This window comes from Chlamydiota bacterium (genome assembly GCA_012729785.1).
Classification (GTDB): Bacteria; Auribacterota; Tritonobacteria; order UBA1439; family UBA1439; genus UBA1439.
This window is the reverse complement of sequence record JAAYCL010000004.1, coordinates 1-16,876: the sequence shown is the minus strand read 5'-3', so window position 1 is coordinate 16,876 and position 16,876 is coordinate 1. Positions and strand designations below refer to the sequence as shown.

Annotated in this window: 13 protein-coding genes and 1 riboswitch; of the genes, 10 read left to right on the top strand and 3 right to left on the bottom strand. The window is 68.6% G+C overall.

The genetic code is table 11. The features are described from left to right. The first annotated feature begins 64 nt into the window (after positions 1 to 64). The 10 genes from GXY35_00885 (at position 65) to GXY35_00840 (ending at position 13,064) form a co-directional block, all read left to right on the top strand. Positions 65 to 2,032, top strand: coding sequence for a type II/IV secretion system protein (locus GXY35_00885; GenBank protein NLW93157.1), 1,968 nt, complete (start codon positions 65 to 67; stop codon positions 2,030 to 2,032). Positions 2,033 to 2,077: 45 nt separating this feature from the next. Beyond that, entirely contained in the window at positions 2,078 to 4,210 is a 2,133-nt protein-coding gene (locus GXY35_00880; GenBank protein ID NLW93156.1) for a DUF11 domain-containing protein, read from the top strand. 573 nt (positions 4,211 to 4,783) lie between these two features. After that, positions 4,784 to 4,915: riboswitch (cyclic di-GMP riboswitch) on the top strand. A gap of 15 nt (positions 4,916 to 4,930) precedes the next feature. Then, entirely contained in the window at positions 4,931 to 6,691 is a 1,761-nt protein-coding gene (locus GXY35_00875) for a S8 family serine peptidase (protein ID NLW93155.1), read from the top strand. A 129-nt stretch (positions 6,692 to 6,820) separates the two neighbouring features. Beyond that, a complete protein-coding gene (locus GXY35_00870; GenBank protein ID NLW93154.1) occupies positions 6,821 to 8,038 on the top strand; it encodes a 2,3-bisphosphoglycerate-independent phosphoglycerate mutase in 1,218 nt (405 codons plus the stop codon). 5 nt (positions 8,039 to 8,043) lie between these two features. After that, positions 8,044 to 8,898 carry a ribonuclease HII gene (locus GXY35_00865; GenBank protein ID NLW93153.1) on the top strand — a complete coding sequence of 285 codons (855 nt, stop codon included), beginning with the start codon at positions 8,044 to 8,046 and terminating at the stop codon, positions 8,896 to 8,898. A gap of 199 nt (positions 8,899 to 9,097) precedes the next feature. Beyond that, positions 9,098 to 9,529 carry an archease gene (locus tag GXY35_00860; protein NLW93152.1) on the top strand — a complete coding sequence of 144 codons (432 nt, stop codon included), beginning with the start codon at positions 9,098 to 9,100 and terminating at the stop codon, positions 9,527 to 9,529. Positions 9,530 to 9,651: 122 nt separating this feature from the next. Next, positions 9,652 to 10,098 carry a hypothetical protein gene (locus tag GXY35_00855; GenBank protein NLW93151.1) on the top strand — a complete coding sequence of 149 codons (447 nt, stop codon included), beginning with the start codon at positions 9,652 to 9,654 and terminating at the stop codon, positions 10,096 to 10,098. After that, entirely contained in the window at positions 10,091 to 11,551 is a 1,461-nt protein-coding gene (locus GXY35_00850; protein ID NLW93150.1) for an RtcB family protein, read from the top strand. Before GXY35_00855 ends, GXY35_00850 begins: the two co-directional genes overlap by 8 nt. 57 nt (positions 11,552 to 11,608) lie before the next feature. Further along, a complete protein-coding gene (gene amrS, locus GXY35_00845) occupies positions 11,609 to 12,622 on the top strand; it encodes an AmmeMemoRadiSam system radical SAM enzyme (protein ID NLW93149.1) in 1,014 nt (337 codons plus the stop codon). 100 nt (positions 12,623 to 12,722) lie between these two features. Then, entirely contained in the window at positions 12,723 to 13,064 is a 342-nt protein-coding gene (locus GXY35_00840; GenBank protein NLW93148.1) for a hypothetical protein, read from the top strand. A gap of 80 nt (positions 13,065 to 13,144) precedes the next feature. Here the strand turns inward: GXY35_00840 and GXY35_00835 are convergent, their stop codons facing one another. The 3 genes from GXY35_00835 to GXY35_00825 all read right to left on the bottom strand — a co-directional run bounded on the left by GXY35_00835 (position 13,145) and on the right by GXY35_00825 (position 16,735). Beyond that, positions 13,145 to 13,666, bottom strand: coding sequence for a cysteine hydrolase (locus GXY35_00835; protein NLW93147.1), 522 nt, complete (start codon positions 13,664 to 13,666; stop codon positions 13,145 to 13,147). Between the two features lie 207 nt (positions 13,667 to 13,873). Next, positions 13,874 to 15,037, bottom strand: coding sequence for a nicotinate phosphoribosyltransferase (locus GXY35_00830; protein ID NLW93146.1), 1,164 nt, complete (start codon positions 15,035 to 15,037; stop codon positions 13,874 to 13,876). A 135-nt stretch (positions 15,038 to 15,172) separates the two neighbouring features. Beyond that, positions 15,173 to 16,735, bottom strand: a complete 1,563-nt coding sequence (locus GXY35_00825) for a PQQ-like beta-propeller repeat protein (GenBank protein NLW93145.1) — start codon at positions 16,733 to 16,735, stop codon at positions 15,173 to 15,175. Between the last annotated feature and the right edge of the window lie 141 nt (positions 16,736 to 16,876).

The window sequence follows — 16,876 nt, the reverse complement described above, 5'->3', positions numbered from 1 at the left end:
CGTATGCGATTCCAGACATGCAGGTCGTGGCACGGCTTCGGTGCCACGCAGAGGGGGCGCGTCCATGGACATGCGCAGGGAATTACAGCCCCGGGGAACCTCACGTGTCGCATCGTTCATCGCTCCCAGACTGCCCGGGCCAACTATCGCCTGCCAGTACCGATACCCGTATCTCCCCCTCTCCCGGATCGAGGTCAATGTCGCGCTTCTCAGCGTCATACCGGAATCGTTTGCGCGGCAACACCGCGTGATGCCGATCGATCGGCACGGCTCGGTCGTGACGGTGGCAAGCGACTGCGATCTGGACGATGCCGTCCTTGCCGTTATGCAGAGGCTTGCGGGAGGCACGATCCTCTGTTTCTACTCCGCCCCGGATGAGCTGGATGCTGCGCTCGCCGCGAACTACGGCGCGGCGCGAGCGTGGACACAGACAGCGCACAACCCCGCCGCGGGAAGCGGGGAGCTCCCCCCTCCCGCCGATTGCGCGAGCCGTATCGGCATCCCCCCGCTCGATCTCAACCGCTTCACGCCTGTCCCCGACGTTGTGCCCCTTATCCCGCGGCACATCGCGATGCGCTATCAGGTGCTGGCGATCGCGGCGATGCGCCGGCGGCTCACCCTGGCGATGGTGGACCCGTTCAACATCCTGGCGGCCGACGACATACACGAGATCACCGGCCTCGATATCGCCCCGGTGCTCTGCACCCATGACGACTTCTGCCAGAGGTTCGAGGCGTTCTACTCGTTCAAGGTGGCAATCGAGGAAATCGCCGGGGAGGCGCTCGATCCGGTGCCGGGCATCTCCTTTGCCGCGCGCCAGCCGCAGGAGATCGACCTCAACGAGGTTCTGGCGGCATCGGGGAGCTCCTCCGTCATCCGGACGGTCAACTGCATGCTGCGACACGCGGTGATGGTGCGGGCGAGCGACATCCATATCGAGCCCCAGAGCAAAACGACCAGCCTCCGGTTCCGCGTCGACGGCGTGCTCCAGGAGGAGTCGCCGCCGCCGTTTCAGATGCACAACGCGATCGTCTCGCGGATCAAGGTGATGTCCGAGATGGATATCGCCGAGCGTCGGCGCCCGCAGGACGGAAGGTTCCGGGCCCAGGTGGAGGGGCGGGAGATCGACTTCAGGGTATCGTGCCTCCCGACGGGCTACGGCGAAAAGATCGTCATCCGCGTGCTCGACACCCTGGCGCTCAAGGGGTTCTCTCTTGATACGCTCGGCTTCCATGCGCGCGGGCTCGAGGAGTTCCGCCGCGCGGCCAGCGCGCCGCACGGGATGATCATCATGACCGGGCCCACCGGAAGCGGGAAATCGACATCCCTCTATATGGCGCTCCGGGAGATCAACAAGCCGGGGATCAACATCGTGACGGTGGTGGACCCGATCGAGTACGAGATCGAGGGAATCAACCAGGTCGCGGCCCGCCCGGAAATAGGGCTCACCTTCGCCGCGGGGCTCCGGTCGATCCTCCGACAGGACCCCAACGTCATCATGATCGGGGAGATCAGGGATTACGAGACCGCGGAGATCGCCGTCAAGGCGGCCCTTACCGGCCACCTCGTCTTCTCCACGCTGCACACGAACGACGCCGCGGGCGCGATCACGCGGCTCATCGATATGGGGGTGGAGCCGTACCTGCTCTCCTCGTCCCTGCGCTTCGTGGCGGCGCAGCGGCTCGCGCGGAGGATCTGCGCCAAGTGCGGCCGGGAGGCGCACGTATCCGAGGATGAGCTTGGCGGCATGGTCGGTCCCCGCTCAAACGTCGCGGGGACGCCCTCCCTGCGCGAGGGGGCCGGCTGCCCCGCCTGCATGCACACCGGCTTCAGCGGAAGGTTCGCGCTCATCGAGGCGCTGACGGTGGATGACGCCATCAGCGCCCTCATCTCCGCCCGGGTGCCGGCGAACGAAATCAAGCGCGCCGCCGTGCGCGACGGGATGAAGACGCTCCGCATGGTCGGCCTGGAAAAGGCGTTCGAGGGACTGACGACGATCGGGGAAATACTGCGGGTCACGCCGGAGGATTAAGGCGCGCGCCGCGATTGAAGCCAACGACGGGGGAAGCGCATGAAAATGAAACGATTTGCCCGAGATGCAAGGCGGCTGGATATCCGCCTCGCCTTGGCCGCGGCGACGGTCCTGCTGCTCGCCCCGCCGCCGCTGCAACCGCAGGAGAACGGCGGTTCCTCGGCGATTTTGGTGAACTCGTACGGGGATCTGAACGGGAACGGCGTGCGCGACGAGGAGGAGCCGCCCCTCGAGCTCGGCGTCTTCTCCCTGCACGGGCTGCAATCGGGCGCCTGGGAACAGGTGGGCGCGGCGACCACCGGCCCGGATGGGACCCTGGTGTTCCCCGCGCTTCAGGGCGGAGATTACATGATTGTGCAGGAGTACTCCGGCACCCCGGAGTTCGGGGAGGCGGCCCCCGCCGAGCAGGAGGTGATACTCGGCGCGCAGGCCGACGAGGCGGTCGACTACGCCAACCTGGCGCTCTCGATCGATGCCAACGTCTCCTACGCCCTCAACTTCAGCGCGGCCGAACCGGAGGATTACATGAAGCTCCTCCCCTCGGAGATCGTCTGCCCGGCGCCCTCCGGCTCGCAGGGGACGGCGGAGGACCCGATCGACCCGCCCCCGGGGCAAGGGGTCGATGAGGCGACGTTCGGCTACCCGAAACAGTCGATCGAGTCGCTCGCTCCGGCCACGCTCGGCCTCGGCCAGATCGTTCCGTTCGAGATCCTGATCCGCGTGTCGGGAGACACCGCGGCGGACGGAGGGGCTATATCATTCGTCGCGGGGTGGAATACGGAGATGACATCGGGCGCCCCGTTCGGCTACGACGCGGCGTACGGGGTCCTGTGCGCGTTCGTGGACACGAGCGACGGGGCGAATCTGAACCTCGACGGGGACGAGAAGGTGGACTCGTACTCGTGGCTCACCACCGCGGACGAGATCCAGGGGACGTTCGGTATCAGCGGGCTCGACGACGGCGACGAGGTCGTGGTCGAGATATGGCTCGTCCTCGCGAACCCCATGCCGTTCCCCCCGAAGGTTTCCGGCAACGTCCCATCGCGCCTGATCAGCGCCGTTTCGGGCAGCGGAGCGGCCATCAGCACGGGGAGCCAGACGGTCCCGGTCCAAAGGGTGCAGGAGTTCATTACCTCCAACGCGGACCTCTCGATCGTCAAGAGCGACGACCGCGACCCGGTCTACTGCGGGGATCGATTCACCTATACCGTGGAGGTCACCAACAATTCCGCGGACACCGTCGCGAACCAGGTCACGGTCACCGACACGCTGGATCCCGACACTTCGTTCGTCAGTGCGGTCCCCTCCCCGGTCGACCAGGTCGGGCAGACACTCACCTTCGATCTGGGCTTCATGCTTCCCGGCGAGACCGCGGCCATATCCATCACCGTCGATGTGCTTCCCTCGGCTTCGACAACCGGTGCAGGCGGAACAGGCCCGTGCGACGGGACCGAAGACCTGTGCAATAATGCGAGCGTCTCCGCCCTTACGGCTGACCCCGACCCGAGCAACAACAGCGCCTCCGAGCCGACCGGAGTGCTCTGTCCGACCAGTACGCCGACCGTCACGCCCACCGAGACGCCGACGATCACGCCCACGCCCACGGAGACGCCCACCGAGACGCCGACGATCACGCCCACGCCCACGGAGACGCCCACCGAGACGCCGACACAAACGCCGACCAACACGCCCACGAACACGCCGACCAACACGCCCACACAGACGCCGACACTGACCCCCACACCGACACCCTGGCCTACGACCACGCCGTTCGTGGTCATTACACCCACGCCAACGCCACGGATCTGCGTGTGCGACAGGATGACAATGAACCTGTCAACCTATGAGGCGCATCCGGGGGATACGATCACCGTCTCCGCCTGCCTGCCGCTCAAGGCAATGGTCCAGGACAACCCGTTCGACCTGTACCTGCTGGTCAGGGCTCCGGGCGGGACGATCTACTCCGTGCTGTACGGCAATATCATCCTGAAGGGGTTCGTTCCGTACTACAGCGGGATATTCATCCAGGACTACTGGTGCGGCGTCCTCTTCACGCACACCGCGTGCACCGCGTTCGGCAACTACGCAGTGGCGCTCAGGATCATGCCGGCGGGCGTCCCGCCCGACGAAAAGGACGTTCTGGGCTTCGACATAACGACCGTGCGTCTGGTACCCTAGACGGACGGCGTGATGGCACGGCAACGGGGAGATCGCGGCAACGGAATGCCCTGCATTCCAGAGCGTCTCCCCGCTGACCGTGCAGAGAAGTTCCCGCCTCCCTCTCCCCGCCGCTTCCACCCCGCGCCCGTGTAAGCGCGCAGCCTCCCGGCGCGGATCCTCGCTGCGCGTGCCCGTGCGGCTTCACCGGACAGGCGGAAGCTTCGCGCCGGGACCCGTCTGTCCACGTTGCGCGACGAGGCCGCGGGAGGGCGCGAAGAGACGCGAAATCCGGCGTTCGTGCCGCCGCAGGCATGCCGCGAGACGCCGTCCCGGTTCTTCTTCCGCGCCCTCCCGCGGCCCGTGCGCCATTTCCACCCGCACGCCCCCCAATCCTCCGCCCCGAATCATGCTTCGTCGCCCTCTGATTCCGAAGGTTCCGAAAATCCCCGGTGCCCTTGACGGACCGTCACATTGCAGGTAACTTTCAAGTGGATTGAACGGGAGGGATACGAGCGGCACGCTCGAAACCGATCGATACAACATAACGGTCTTTGGCTCGGGGGGCGCTCCTGACGTGCGATCGGGCTCGTCCCCTGAAAAAGGCAACCCATCCGAAAGGGTGGGACGGGGTAACACCCCGACCGGCCTTGAAGCACGGGCCGGACGCAAAGCTTCAGAGCCTACGTTCGGGCTAATTCCCGAATACGGCAGTCAGCTGCCAGGGGTAAGAGTGCGATCATGGTTGCGCCTACGCTCGTCCACGCCGTACCCTGCCGGAAGAGAATTGCCCGGCATTTCGACACCGTCATCCGGTTGTTTGCGGGGGCCTTCGCCGGCTGCATCTGCCTCCTCCCCTCCCCCGCCCTACCCCGGACAAGCGCCGGGATGTCCGCAGCCGACCGCTGCCCCCGCGTTGCGGGGGAGATCCTCGTGAAGATGCGCGCCGCCGCGTCCCCCGCCGCGCTCCCCGCGCGCTCGGCAGCCGTCCGGAAGAGTTCCGCCGCCCGCGTCTCGAGAGGCGGCCTCTGGCGCATGCCGATTCCCGCCGGCCTGACCGAGGAGGAGGCCGCCGCGGAGCTCCGCGCGGAGGCGCCCGACCTCGTGGAGTACGCCGAGCCCAACTACATCATCCATGCCGAGAAGATCCCCGACGACCCGCTCTTCGGGGAACTCTACGCCCTCGCGGAGGCTGACGGGCGCGGCGACATAGACGCCCGGGCCGCGTGGGAGATCCTCACCGGCGGGGAGGTCCCCGTGGCGGTCGTCGATTCCGGCATCGACTACGAGCACGAGGACCTCGCCGCCAACATCTGGACGAACCCCGGCGAGGTCCCCGGAAACGGGATCGACGACGACGGCAACGGTTTCGTCGACGACGTGCGGGGATGGGACTTCTTCTCCGGCGACAACGCCCCCGGGGACGCATACGGCCACGGAACCCACGTCGCGGGGATCATCGGGGCGGCGGGCGACAACGGCCGCGGGGTGACGGGCGTCGGCTGGAAGGCGCGCCTCATTCCGCTCCGCTTCATGGGACCGGACGGCGCCGGGTCGCTGGGAGGAGCGGTGCAGGCGATCGACTACGCGGCGAAGGCCGGGGCGCGGGTGATCTCCTGCTCGTGGGGACTGAATGTGTATTCGCAGGCGCTCGAGGATGCGATACGCGCGGCGGATGCGGCGGGGGCGATCGTCGTGGCGGCCGCCGGGAACTCCTCGAGCGACAACGACGCCGCCCCCATCTACCCGTCGAGCTCCCCGTCCCCGAACGTGATCTCCGTCGCCGCCACGGACCGGAACGGAAACCTCGCCTGGTTCTCGTGCTGGGGCCCGCAGTCGGTGGACATCGCCGCCCCCGGCGACGAGATACTTTCCACCGTGCCGGGAGGGGGATACAGGCTGATGAGCGGCACCTCCATGGCGGCCCCGCACGTCTCCGGCGCGGCGGCCCTGGCCTGGGCCCGCACCCCCGGCGCGAGCAACACGGAGATCATATCGGAGATACTCGACGGCGCGGAAACGCTCGCTCCACTCCGGGGAATGGTCCGTACCTCCGGCAGGCTGAACCTGTACAGGACGCTCTCCCCCGGAACCGTGGAGCCGCCCCCCGTGACGGACCCGGATCTTCACTCCGTCTCCCTCGTGCTGAACGGGAACGCGTTTTCCCCCGGCGGGCGGCTGGAACTCTCCGCGATCGTCGGGGCCGGCGCGCAATCCGCGCATACCGTCTGCGACGGCTACGTCGCCGCGCTCCTCCCCGGCGGCCGGCTCTTCTTTCTCGCGCCGGGGGGGCGATGGTCGCCGTCCCCCGTTCCCATCGCGACGGGTCTCGGCGTGACGGACGACATGGACGCGCAGGTCGGCGCATTTCCAGTGACCGAGTCCCTCCCCTCCGGCCCGTACGCCTGGTACGCCGTGCTCACCGCCCCCGGCGCCGGCCCGCTGGACGGCGCCTCGCGCACGAGCAACCTCGCGCACACCCCGTTCGCCGTCGTTCCGTGACGCCGGGGGCGCGGCCCGCGCGCGCGCGCCTCCCCCCGTAAAAACCCCGGGCACCCGGCTCCTCCTCCCCGTGTACCTCGCCCCGGTCGTGTGCTAGACTATGGACCGGACGGCACAGGGGGGGGATCGATGAACGGGGACTACGCGGGACTGATCGGGGGCCTGGTCGAGAAGACGGGGAGCAGGATCGTGCTCGTCGTCGCGGACGGGCTCGGGGGACTTCCGGCGAAACACGTGGGCCTCACGGAACTCGAGGAGGCGGGCACGCCCAACCTCGACCTCCTCGCCCCCGTCTCCTCCCTCGGCCTCCTCGAACCGGTGGGGCCCGGCGTCACCCCCGGCAGCGGCCCCGCGCACCTCGCCCTCTTCGGCTACGACCCGGTGCGGTACAACATCGGCCGCGGCGTCCTCGAGGGGCTCGGCATCGACTTCCCGCTCACCGGGCGCGACGTCGCGGCGCGGTTCAACTTCGCCACCGTCGACGGCGGCGGGAACCTCGTCGACCGGCGCGCCGGACGCCCCAGCACCGAGGAGAACCGGCGGCTCGTGGGGCTGCTGCGCGCCGGCCTCAAGGCCCCCGAGGGCTGCGAGCTTTTCATCGAGACGGTGAAGGAGCATCGGGGGCTGCTCGTCCTCAGGGGGGACGGGCTCTCCGGCGAGATCCACGACACCGATCCGCAGGAGCTCGGCGTCCCCCCCCTCCCCGCGCGCGCCTGCGCGCCCGCGGCGGAGAAAACCGCATCGATCGTGAACGAGCTCGTCGCGCGCGCCGCGCAACTCCTCGCGGGGGAGAAGAACGGGAACATGCTCCTCCTCCGCGGGTTCGCGAAGCACGAGCCGCTCCCGACGATGGCCGACCGGTACGGGCTCGACGCGTTCGCGGTCGCGCAGTACCCGATGTATCGCGGCCTCGCCCGGCTCGTCGGGATGACGGTGGGGCCGCACACCGCGAGCGCGGCCGAGGATCTCGACGCGCTCGCCGGGAACTTCGACGCCCACACCTTCTTCTACCTGCACTTCAAGAAGACCGACAGCCGCGGGGAGGACGGCGACTTCCGGGCGAAGGTGGCGGCGGTCGAGGAGCTCGACGCGATGCTCCCCGCGATTCTGGCCCTGAAGCCGGACGTGCTCGCCGTCACGGCGGACCACTCGACGCCCGCACGCCTCGCGATGCATTCGTGGCACCCGGTGCCGCTGCTCATCCACTCGCCGTTCTCCCGGCCCGCCGGGGCGGCGCGGTTCACGGAACGCCACTGCGCGGCGGGGGCGCTGGGGCTCCGGCCGTCGGTCGCCCTGATGCCGATCCTGCTCGCACACGCGCGCAAACTGGCCAAGTTCGGGGCGTAACGGGCATGCGGCGGACGCGGCCGACGCGGCGCCCGCACCAAGGGTCCGCCCGGCAGCGGGAGGGGATCGTGTCCGAGATCGCGAAGCTCTCGATCCGCGACCTGGAGACGAGGTTCCTCCGCGGCGGAGAGTCCCCCTCCGCGGAGACGCTCCTCCTCCTCGACCGCGACCCGCGCGCGGGGGTCCGCCGAATCGCCGCGGCGATACGGAACCGCGCCGCCGCGCGGGAGAACGAGACCCGGCGCATCGAGGCGATGCTCGAACGCGAAAAGACCCTCTGGGCCCGCGGAGTCTCCTACGTCGCCGGGGTGGACGAGGTCGGCGTGGGGCCGTTCGCGGGCCCCGTCGTCGCCGCCGCCGTGGTCTTCCCTCCCGGCGTGCGCATCGAGGGCGTCAGGGACTCCAAGCGCCTCGACCACGCGCGCCGCGTCGCGCTCGACACGCGCATCAGGGGCGCCGCGCTCGCCGTCGGCATCGGCTCCGTCGACGTCGAGGAGATCGACCGTTTGAACATCCGCCGGGCGTCGATCAAGGCGATGCGCCTGGCCATCCTCGGCCTCTCCCTCCGCGTCCAGCACGTCCTCGTGGATGCGCGCGTCATCTCCGGCATCGGCATCCCCCAGGAGGCGATCGTCGGAGGCGATGCGACCGTCTTCTCCATCGCGGCGGCCTCCATCGTCGCGAAGGTCTACCGCGACGCCCTGATGTGCGCCCTCGATGCCGACTATCCGGCGTACGGCTTCAGACGCCACAAAGGCTACGGCACCGATGAGCATCTGCGGGCGCTCAGGGAACACGGCCCCTGCCCGCTGCACCGGAGGTCGTTTGACTGGCGGGACGCGGTGCCGACGCATCGCTGAGATCGCGTTGTCGCCGCGGAGCTGGCGCGCCTGTCCGCCGGCGGGGACGAACGCGGACAGATGGTCGGCACGGATCGACACGGGCGGAGGCGGATCTGCGCGGATCGAGGAAGGATTGTGTATCCGTGGAGATTCGCGAGGGTCGGCGACACCCCGCCGCACGATGCCTCGTTGTCGCAGCCGCCTGGAGGCGGGACCTATGCCCTACCGGTACCTCGAGCACGTCGGCGACGCGGCGATCGAGGGGAGCGGGAAGACCCTCGAGGAGGCGTTCGCCGGAGCGGCGGCGGCGATGCTCGGCCTGATGGTGCGCGGAGCCGAAACGCCGGCGCCGGGGCGGCGCGTCAGGATCGAGGCGCGGGCGCAGTCCCTCGAGGAGCTTCTCGTCGAGTTCCTCAACGAGTTGCTCTCGCGCCAGGGGCTCCTCGGCCTGCTCTTCACGCGTTGCGAGGTGGCGCACATCGGCCGCGCGGGGGGGGCGGGATTCATGCTGGAGGCGGAGGCGGAGGGGGCGCCGCCGGAGGCGCTCGCGGGCAGGCTCGGCACGGAGGTGAAGGGCGCCTCGTACCTCGGCCTCCGGGTGGAGAGGCGAAACGGCGGGTACCTCGCCCGCGTCGTCCTCGACCTGTGACCGAGCCGTCGCGAAGTATCCGCCGCCGGGCACCGGCACGGCGCCGCGGCGCACGTCGTCTCGATCCGCGCACCCACGCGGAAGGCAATCGTCCGGGAACAGGGTGACGAGAGGAGGCCGCGATGGTCGTCCATTACCGGAAGACGGAGGCGTGCAGCGTCATCGTGGGCGCCGCGGGGGCGGGCATCATCGTCCTCGGCAACCTGATGTGGGCGTACGGGGGCGGCTGGGGGCCGGCGGCGGTGATCGTCCTGCTCGCGGCGGTCCTGGCCCTCTTCTCCACGCTCACGGTCGAGATCGCGGAGGACGCGCTGAAGGCGCGGTTCGGTTTCGGCTGGCCGAAGAAGACGATCCCGCTCAGGTCGATCCGGTACGTCAGGCCGATGGAGGTGCCCTGGTACTTCGGCTGGGGCGTCCGGTGGATCCCCCGCGGCTGGATGTTCCGCGGGACGGGGACCGCCGTGGTCGAGATCGAGCTCGACACGGGGCGCAGGTTCTGCGTCGGCTCGCCCGAGCCGGAGGCGCTGGCGGAGGCGATCGACCGGGCGAGGGGGCGCGACCATGCCTGAGCGCGTCGAACTGAGGCGGATCGAAGAGTTCGTCTGGGAGATCCCCAAAACCGGAAGGATGCGCGTCCCGGGGAGGATCTACGGCACCCGCGCGATCATCGACCACCTCCTCGCCGACCAGCCGAAGGCGCGCGAGTGGAACGCCCTCCTCCAGGTGCGAAACGTCGCCTGCCTGCCGGGCATCTTGAACCACTCCCTCGCGATGGCCGACGTCCACCCCGGCTACGGGTTCCCGATCGGCGGCGTCGCCGCCTTCGACATAGAGGAGGGCGTCGTCTCAGTGGCGGGGGTCGGATTCGACTGCAACTGCGGCGTCCGGGCGCTCGCGGCGCCGATCGACCGGGAACAGGTCGAGAGGAAGAAGGCGGAACTCGCGGAGGAGCTGTACCGTGGGGTCCCGGCGGGCCTCGGCTCGGAGGGGGAGTTCCGCCTGAACCGCCGCGAGATCGACGACGTGCTGCGGAGCGGCGCGGAGTTCCCCGTGCGCCGCGGCTACGGGACGGAGGCGGATCTGGAGTATATCGAGGAGCGGGGCTGCGTCGCGGGCGCCAACCCCGCGCGGGTGAGCGACCGGGCGAAGGAGCGGCAGTTCCGCCAGGTCGGCACGCTCGGCTCCGGGAACCATTACCTGGAGGTGCAGTACGTGGACGAGGTGTACGACGAAGGCGCCGCGGGTGCGTTCGGCATCGGGCCCGGCACGGTCCTCGTCGCCATCCACACGGGCAGCCGGGCGCTCGGGCACCAGATCGGGACCGATTACCTGCCGAAGCTCAGGGCCGCGAGCCGGCACTACGACCTCCCCGTGCCCGAGCAGGAGCTCGTCTGCGCCCCCATCGACAGCCCCGAGGGTCGCGACTACCTCTCCGCGGTCTTCTGCGGCATCAACTGCGCCTTCGCCAACCGGCAGGCGATCTCCCACCTAACGCGCCTCGCCTTCGCCCGGGTCTTCGGCCTCGACCCCGCGTCGATCCGCGTGCTCTACGACGTCGGGCACAACACCGCCAAGCTCGAGCGCCACCGCGTGGGGGGGGCGGAGAAGATGGTCCTCGTCCACCGGAAAGGGGCCACGAGGGCGTTCCCGGCCGGAAACCCAGGGCTGCCCGCGGCGTACCGGGGCGTCGGGCAGCCGGTGCTCGTCGGGGGCACGATGGGGACCTGCTCCTACATCCTCGTGGGCACCGAGAAGGGGATGGCGGAGACGTTCGGGAGCGCGGTCCACGGCGCGGGGCGGCTGAAGTCGCGCACCCAGGCGACGCGCGACTACCGCGGGGGGCGGGTCGTCGGGGAGTTGGGCGCGCGGGGGATCGTCGTGAAGGCGCACAATCTCGCCGGCGTCGCCGAGGAGGCGCCCGGGGCCTACAAGGATGTGCGGGAGGTCGTGGACGCGATGGAGGGGGCCGGGGTGAACCGGAAGGTCGCCCGCCTGAAGCCGATGATCTGCGTGAAGGGGTGAGGTTTTTGCCGCGGATGTTCGCGGATTGTGTCGAACACCATCATAAGGGATCGCGTCATGAAAGAGGCGATGCTGTGGCGGAAGGCGGAGGGGGGAGCGGTGGACTGCTTCCTCTGCGAGTTCAGGTGCCGTATCGCCGACGGGAAGCGGGGGCTGTGCTGCGTGCGCGAGAACCGGGGCGGGACCCTCTTCACCCTCGTCTACGAGCGGGCGGTCTCCGCGGCCGTGGATCCGATCGAGAAGAAGCCGTTCTTCCATTTCCTCCCCGGGAGCAGCGCATTCTCCGTCGCCACGGTCGGCTGCAACTTCCGCTGCCTGCACTGCCAGAACTGGCAGATCGCCCAGCTCCCGCGCGACCGCGACGGCGAGATCGAGGGGGAGGCGCTCCCCTGCCGGGAGATCGTCGCCCTCGCCGCGCGTCACGGCTGCGCGAGCATCTCCTACACCTACACGGAACCGACCGTCTTCATCGAGTACGCCCTCGACACGGCGGCGCTGGCGAAGCGGGGCGGAATACGGAACAGCTTCGTCACGAACGGCTATATGACGCCCGAGGCGATCGAGCTGCTCGCCCCCGTCCTCGACGCAGCCAACGTGGATTTGAAGGGGTTCGACAAGGAGCGGACCCGCCGCCGTACGGGCGCGGGGATCGAGCCGGTGAAGCGGAACATCCGCCTGATGCGCGAGAAGGGGATCTGGGTCGAGGTGACGACGCTCGTCATCCCGACGGAGAACGACTCGGACGAGGAGCTGACCGCGATCGCCCGTTTCCTCGCCTCCGTGGACCCGGGGATCCCGTGGCACGTGAGCGCCTTTTACCCTACCTACCGGATGGCGAACCTCCCGCCCACGCCGGTCGACTCCATCCGGCGCGCCTGCCGCATCGGGAGGGAGGCGGGACTTCGTTACGTGTACGGCGGAAACGTGCCGGGCGACGAGAGCGGAAACACCTCCTGCCACGCCTGCGGCGCCGCGCTCATCGCGCGACGGGGGTTCCAGGTGCGCGAGAACCGCCTCAGGAACGGCGCCTGCCCCGACTGCGGCGCGAGGATCGACGGGGTGTTCGCGTAGCGGTTTTTGGCCGCGGATTCGCACGGGTGGGCACCGATCCGCACGCCTCGAAATGGATCTCCCTGTCCGTGCCGATCCGCGCAAACCCGTGGCGAAAACAATGAGGATCGACAGGTACCGGTTCGGGGAGATCGTGATCGGCGGCGAGGCCTACGCCCGCGACGTCATCGTCTTCCGCGACCGCGTCGTTTCGGGGTGGCGGCGCAGGAACGGGCACTCGCTCCTGCCCGAGGATCTTCGCGACGTCGCCGCTGCCTCCCCCTCCACCCTCGTCCTCGGGCGCGGCGCGCTCGGGATGCTGCGCGTGCCGGCCGAGACCGGGCGTTACCTCGCGAAACGGGGGATCCGCCTCGTCGCCCTGCGGACGGCCGCCGCGGTCGAGGAGTACAACAGGCGCGCCGACGACCCGGGGGCTGTCGGCGCCTTCCACCTGACGTGCTGATTCCATCTGTACGCTGCAAGCTCGGAATACACGGATGGCGTATTTGCGTAGCGCGTATAGCTTATAGCGTACGGCGCATGCTACCCCTGGCAGGGCTTGAGGACCTTGGCGATCTGGCGGAGGGCGAAGCGGTGGTCGCCCTCGGAGAGGCCGGCGACGCACTCCTCGGGGACCTCGACCTGGAAACCGCGCATATACGCGTCCGCCGCGGTGTAGAGCACGCCGACCTCCGTGCATACGCCGGTGATGACGAGCTTCCTGGTCCCGAGCTTCTTCAAGAGCTTCTCGAGCTTCGTGCGGAAGAACGCCGAGTAGGTGATCTTGTCGACGATATAGTCCCGGCTCCGGGGCTTGAGTTCCGCGACCACCTCCGAGCCCGGGGACCCGTTCACGGCGTGCCGCGGCCAGACGCCGAACTCCGGGTCGTCCTTGCGGTGCCTGTCGCAGACGTAGATGATGGGAACCCGGTCGCGCGAGGCGCGGGCGAGCCGCTTTTTCAGATGCCCGATGATCCCCCTCGCGCGCGGCACCTCGAGCGGCGCCCCCTTGAGGACGAAGTCGTTGATCATGTCCACCACGAGGACCGCGGTGGTGCTCTTCATTCTCGCCGGCATGCTCGACCCCCGGTTCCAGGTAACGTGATAGCAAGAACCCCCGGCCGCGGGCAAGCGAAAAGCCACACAGTGTAGTCGTTGTATCCGACCGTAGCCGTGCAGACTGTCATGCGTCTGATCGTCTCGACAACGCCGACGGGACGATTAAAGGCATAACCTGCTGAACCATAGCACGTTGCATATAACGTCTACTGTCTATAGCTCGACCCCCTTCAGCTCGCGCAGCGTCCTCTCCCTGATCTTACCCGCCGTCGGCAGCCGCACGGCGAGCCGTCCATCGCGAATGAAACGCTTCTGCAGGTCCGCCATCCCCCCGCCGCACGCGCAGCGCGGCGCGGGATTGCGGAGCAGGACGTTACGGCGCGCGAGGCAGCGCCCGCAGCGGACGAGGCGCTTCGCCCCGGCCTGCTTCCCCCGTTTCGCAACCGGCTTCCCGTCGATCTCGACGATGTCGAGGGCGAAATCCACCACCGGGGCGGAGGCGATGCCTGTCCCCACGCCGTAGCCGTCCGCCCACGGGTTGAGCGCGAGTATCTTCCCCTCGTCAAGCCCGCCGCTCACGAGGATCTTCACGTGCCGGTAGCCGTTCAGGTCGAGCTCCCACCGGGTCTCACGGCATATCGCGGCCATGTCCCCGCGGCGCGAGGAGGGCGTGTCGAGCCGGACCGCGTGGAGCCGCTTGCCGAGCGCGCGCGCCACGCGGAGCGTCTCGAACTTCTCGTCGCCGAACGTGTCGACTAGCGCCGTGCAGCGCACCCCCTCCCCGATCACCTCCCGGAACGCCTTCGCGGCCTCGACCGTGTCGCCGAGGCACAGGATGAGCGCGTGCGGCATCGTCCCCTCCGGCTCTATGCCGAGCGCGGCCGCGGAACCGACCGTCGAGACGCCATCCGCCCCGCCGATCCAGGCGCTACGGTCGATCATCGGCGCAAGGCATGGGTGCATCCGCCTGGCGCCGAAACTCAATAGCGTCCGGTCGCCGGCGGCCTTCCGGCATCGCGCCGTCGCGGTGGCGATCCCCGACGCCTGGCAGAGGAGGCCGAGGAGCGGCGTTTCGTGGGCGCAGATCGCGCGGTACGGCCCCGAGACCGAGAAGACGGCGTCGCCGGGGCCGAAGATCGTCCCCTCCTCGATGCTCCGCACCTCGAGCGGGGCGTTCAGCCGCTCGAGCATCAGGAGGGCTTCCTCGAGGCCAGCGAAGATGGCCCACGCGCTTCCGTTGGGAAGCTCCTTCGCACGGACCTCCATCGTCACGCGCGGGTCGATGCCGCGCGCCCGCAGGATCTTGAGCGTCCGCTCGAAATAGACGTCCGTCGTCCGCCCCGCCACGACGTCCGCCTCGGATGCGATGTTGAATATACGTTTCTCTGTCATACCCCCCCACAGACGTTGTATACAATATCCTGTGCTGCAACTAATTATAGCGATATTCTCACCAGGCGAGAATATCGCTGCAATCCATTGTGCGCGAAGATGTTGGGCACAACGTCTGCACTAACGGACCGTTAGCGGCTCGCGGTCGATCCCGCCGAAGTACACCAGGTTCTCCGCCGACGTCGTCCGCACGGCGTCCACCGCCCCGCCCTCCAGCACGTATGCCCCCGCCGGGATCCCGGAGAAGCTCTCCGCCAGCACCGCGTACCCCAGGATCGGATCCACAAGCGTCGTCGTCCCCGCCTCGAACCCGAGGTACGGCGTCGGATCCGTCGTGAACCCCACGCCCGCCACGTAGTACTGCGTCGTCCCGTCCGCCATGCCGATCCGCACGAACGGGTAGCACGGAACGGGGAGCGGCCGCACGTCCGCCCACACCTCGATCCGGTCCGTCGTCGAGAACTCCACCTTCTGCGCCGTCAGGTCGATCGGCGGGGTCGCCGTCGGAACCGACGTGGGCGTCCGCGTCGGCGTCCCCGTGGACGTCGGCGTCCGCGTCGGCGCCGGGGTGAACGCGGCCTCGATGCAATAGATCACGCAATCGTCGGAACCGACCACCAGCCGGCCGTCCCCCGTGATGGCGGGCGACGACTGGCACGGGAGGTCGGTCACATAGCTCCAACTCAACGCCCCCGCCGGACCGAGAGCGTACAGCCGGTTATCGTCCGAGCCGAAGTAGATCCCGCCCCCGCTCCCGATGGCGGGCGAGGATTCGATCGGCTTGCCTGTCGCATAGCTCCATGCAAGCGTCCCGGTCGTCGTCAATGCGTAGAAACGGTTGTCACGGGAGCCGACATACACACGGCCGTCAGTGCCGAGGGAGGGGGATGACATCACGACGTCCCCCGTCGCATACGACCACACGAAGGCGCCCCACACATTCAGCGCGAAGACCCTGTGCATATTGTTGCCCGCGTAAACCCTCCCCCCGGGCGTGATGAGGGGGGAAGAAAGGATGTAGCCCGCCGCGTTATAACTCCAGGACAATCCGCCGGAGCTGTCGATGGCGTAGATCATGCCATCGAGCGAACCCGCGCATGCGCTGCCGTCGGCCGCGACGGCGGGGGACGTCTGGACGTCGCCTCCCGTGACATGCTTCCACAGCAGCGCCCCCGACGAGTCGATGCAGTACAGGGCGTTGTCGGTGGAACCGATGTAGACGGACCCGTCGCCGTCCATCCCAGGGGAGCTAAGCACCGTGTCGCCCGCCAGATAGCTCCAGGAGAGCGACCCTGCGGAATTCACCGAGCAGACCCGGTTGTCGTACGTGCCGAAATAGATCCTGCCCTCCGTGTCGACCAGGGGAGAGCACTCGATGTCCATCCCGCTAAGAGACCAGCGCAGGCTCCCCGCGGAGGTGCACGCGTAGAGGCGGTTGCCGTAACTGGCGATGTAGATCGTGCCGTCGCTCCCGATGCACGGGGAGAAGGACCCCATATTCGAGACCGTGCGGTAGCTCCACGAGAGCCGGCACGAGGGGGGCCCTGCGTAGGCGCTTCGCCCCGAGTGGAGCGCGTCGTGCCGGAACATTGGCCACGGGGAGTCGGCGGGCTGGGCGGGCGAGGGACCGGTGGGGAGCAGTACGAGCGAGAGCGCAATTGGGAGGGAGAGGATACGTTGCATGGCGGCCTCCGTGTTAGTAGACGTTGTATCCAACCAGTTGCCGGACAGTAAGTTATGGATTTAGTCGTCCCTCGCCGCTCGCCGGGACGACTAAATCCTCAACCACCTGCGCCCGTTGGAATTGCATACAACGTCTACAAG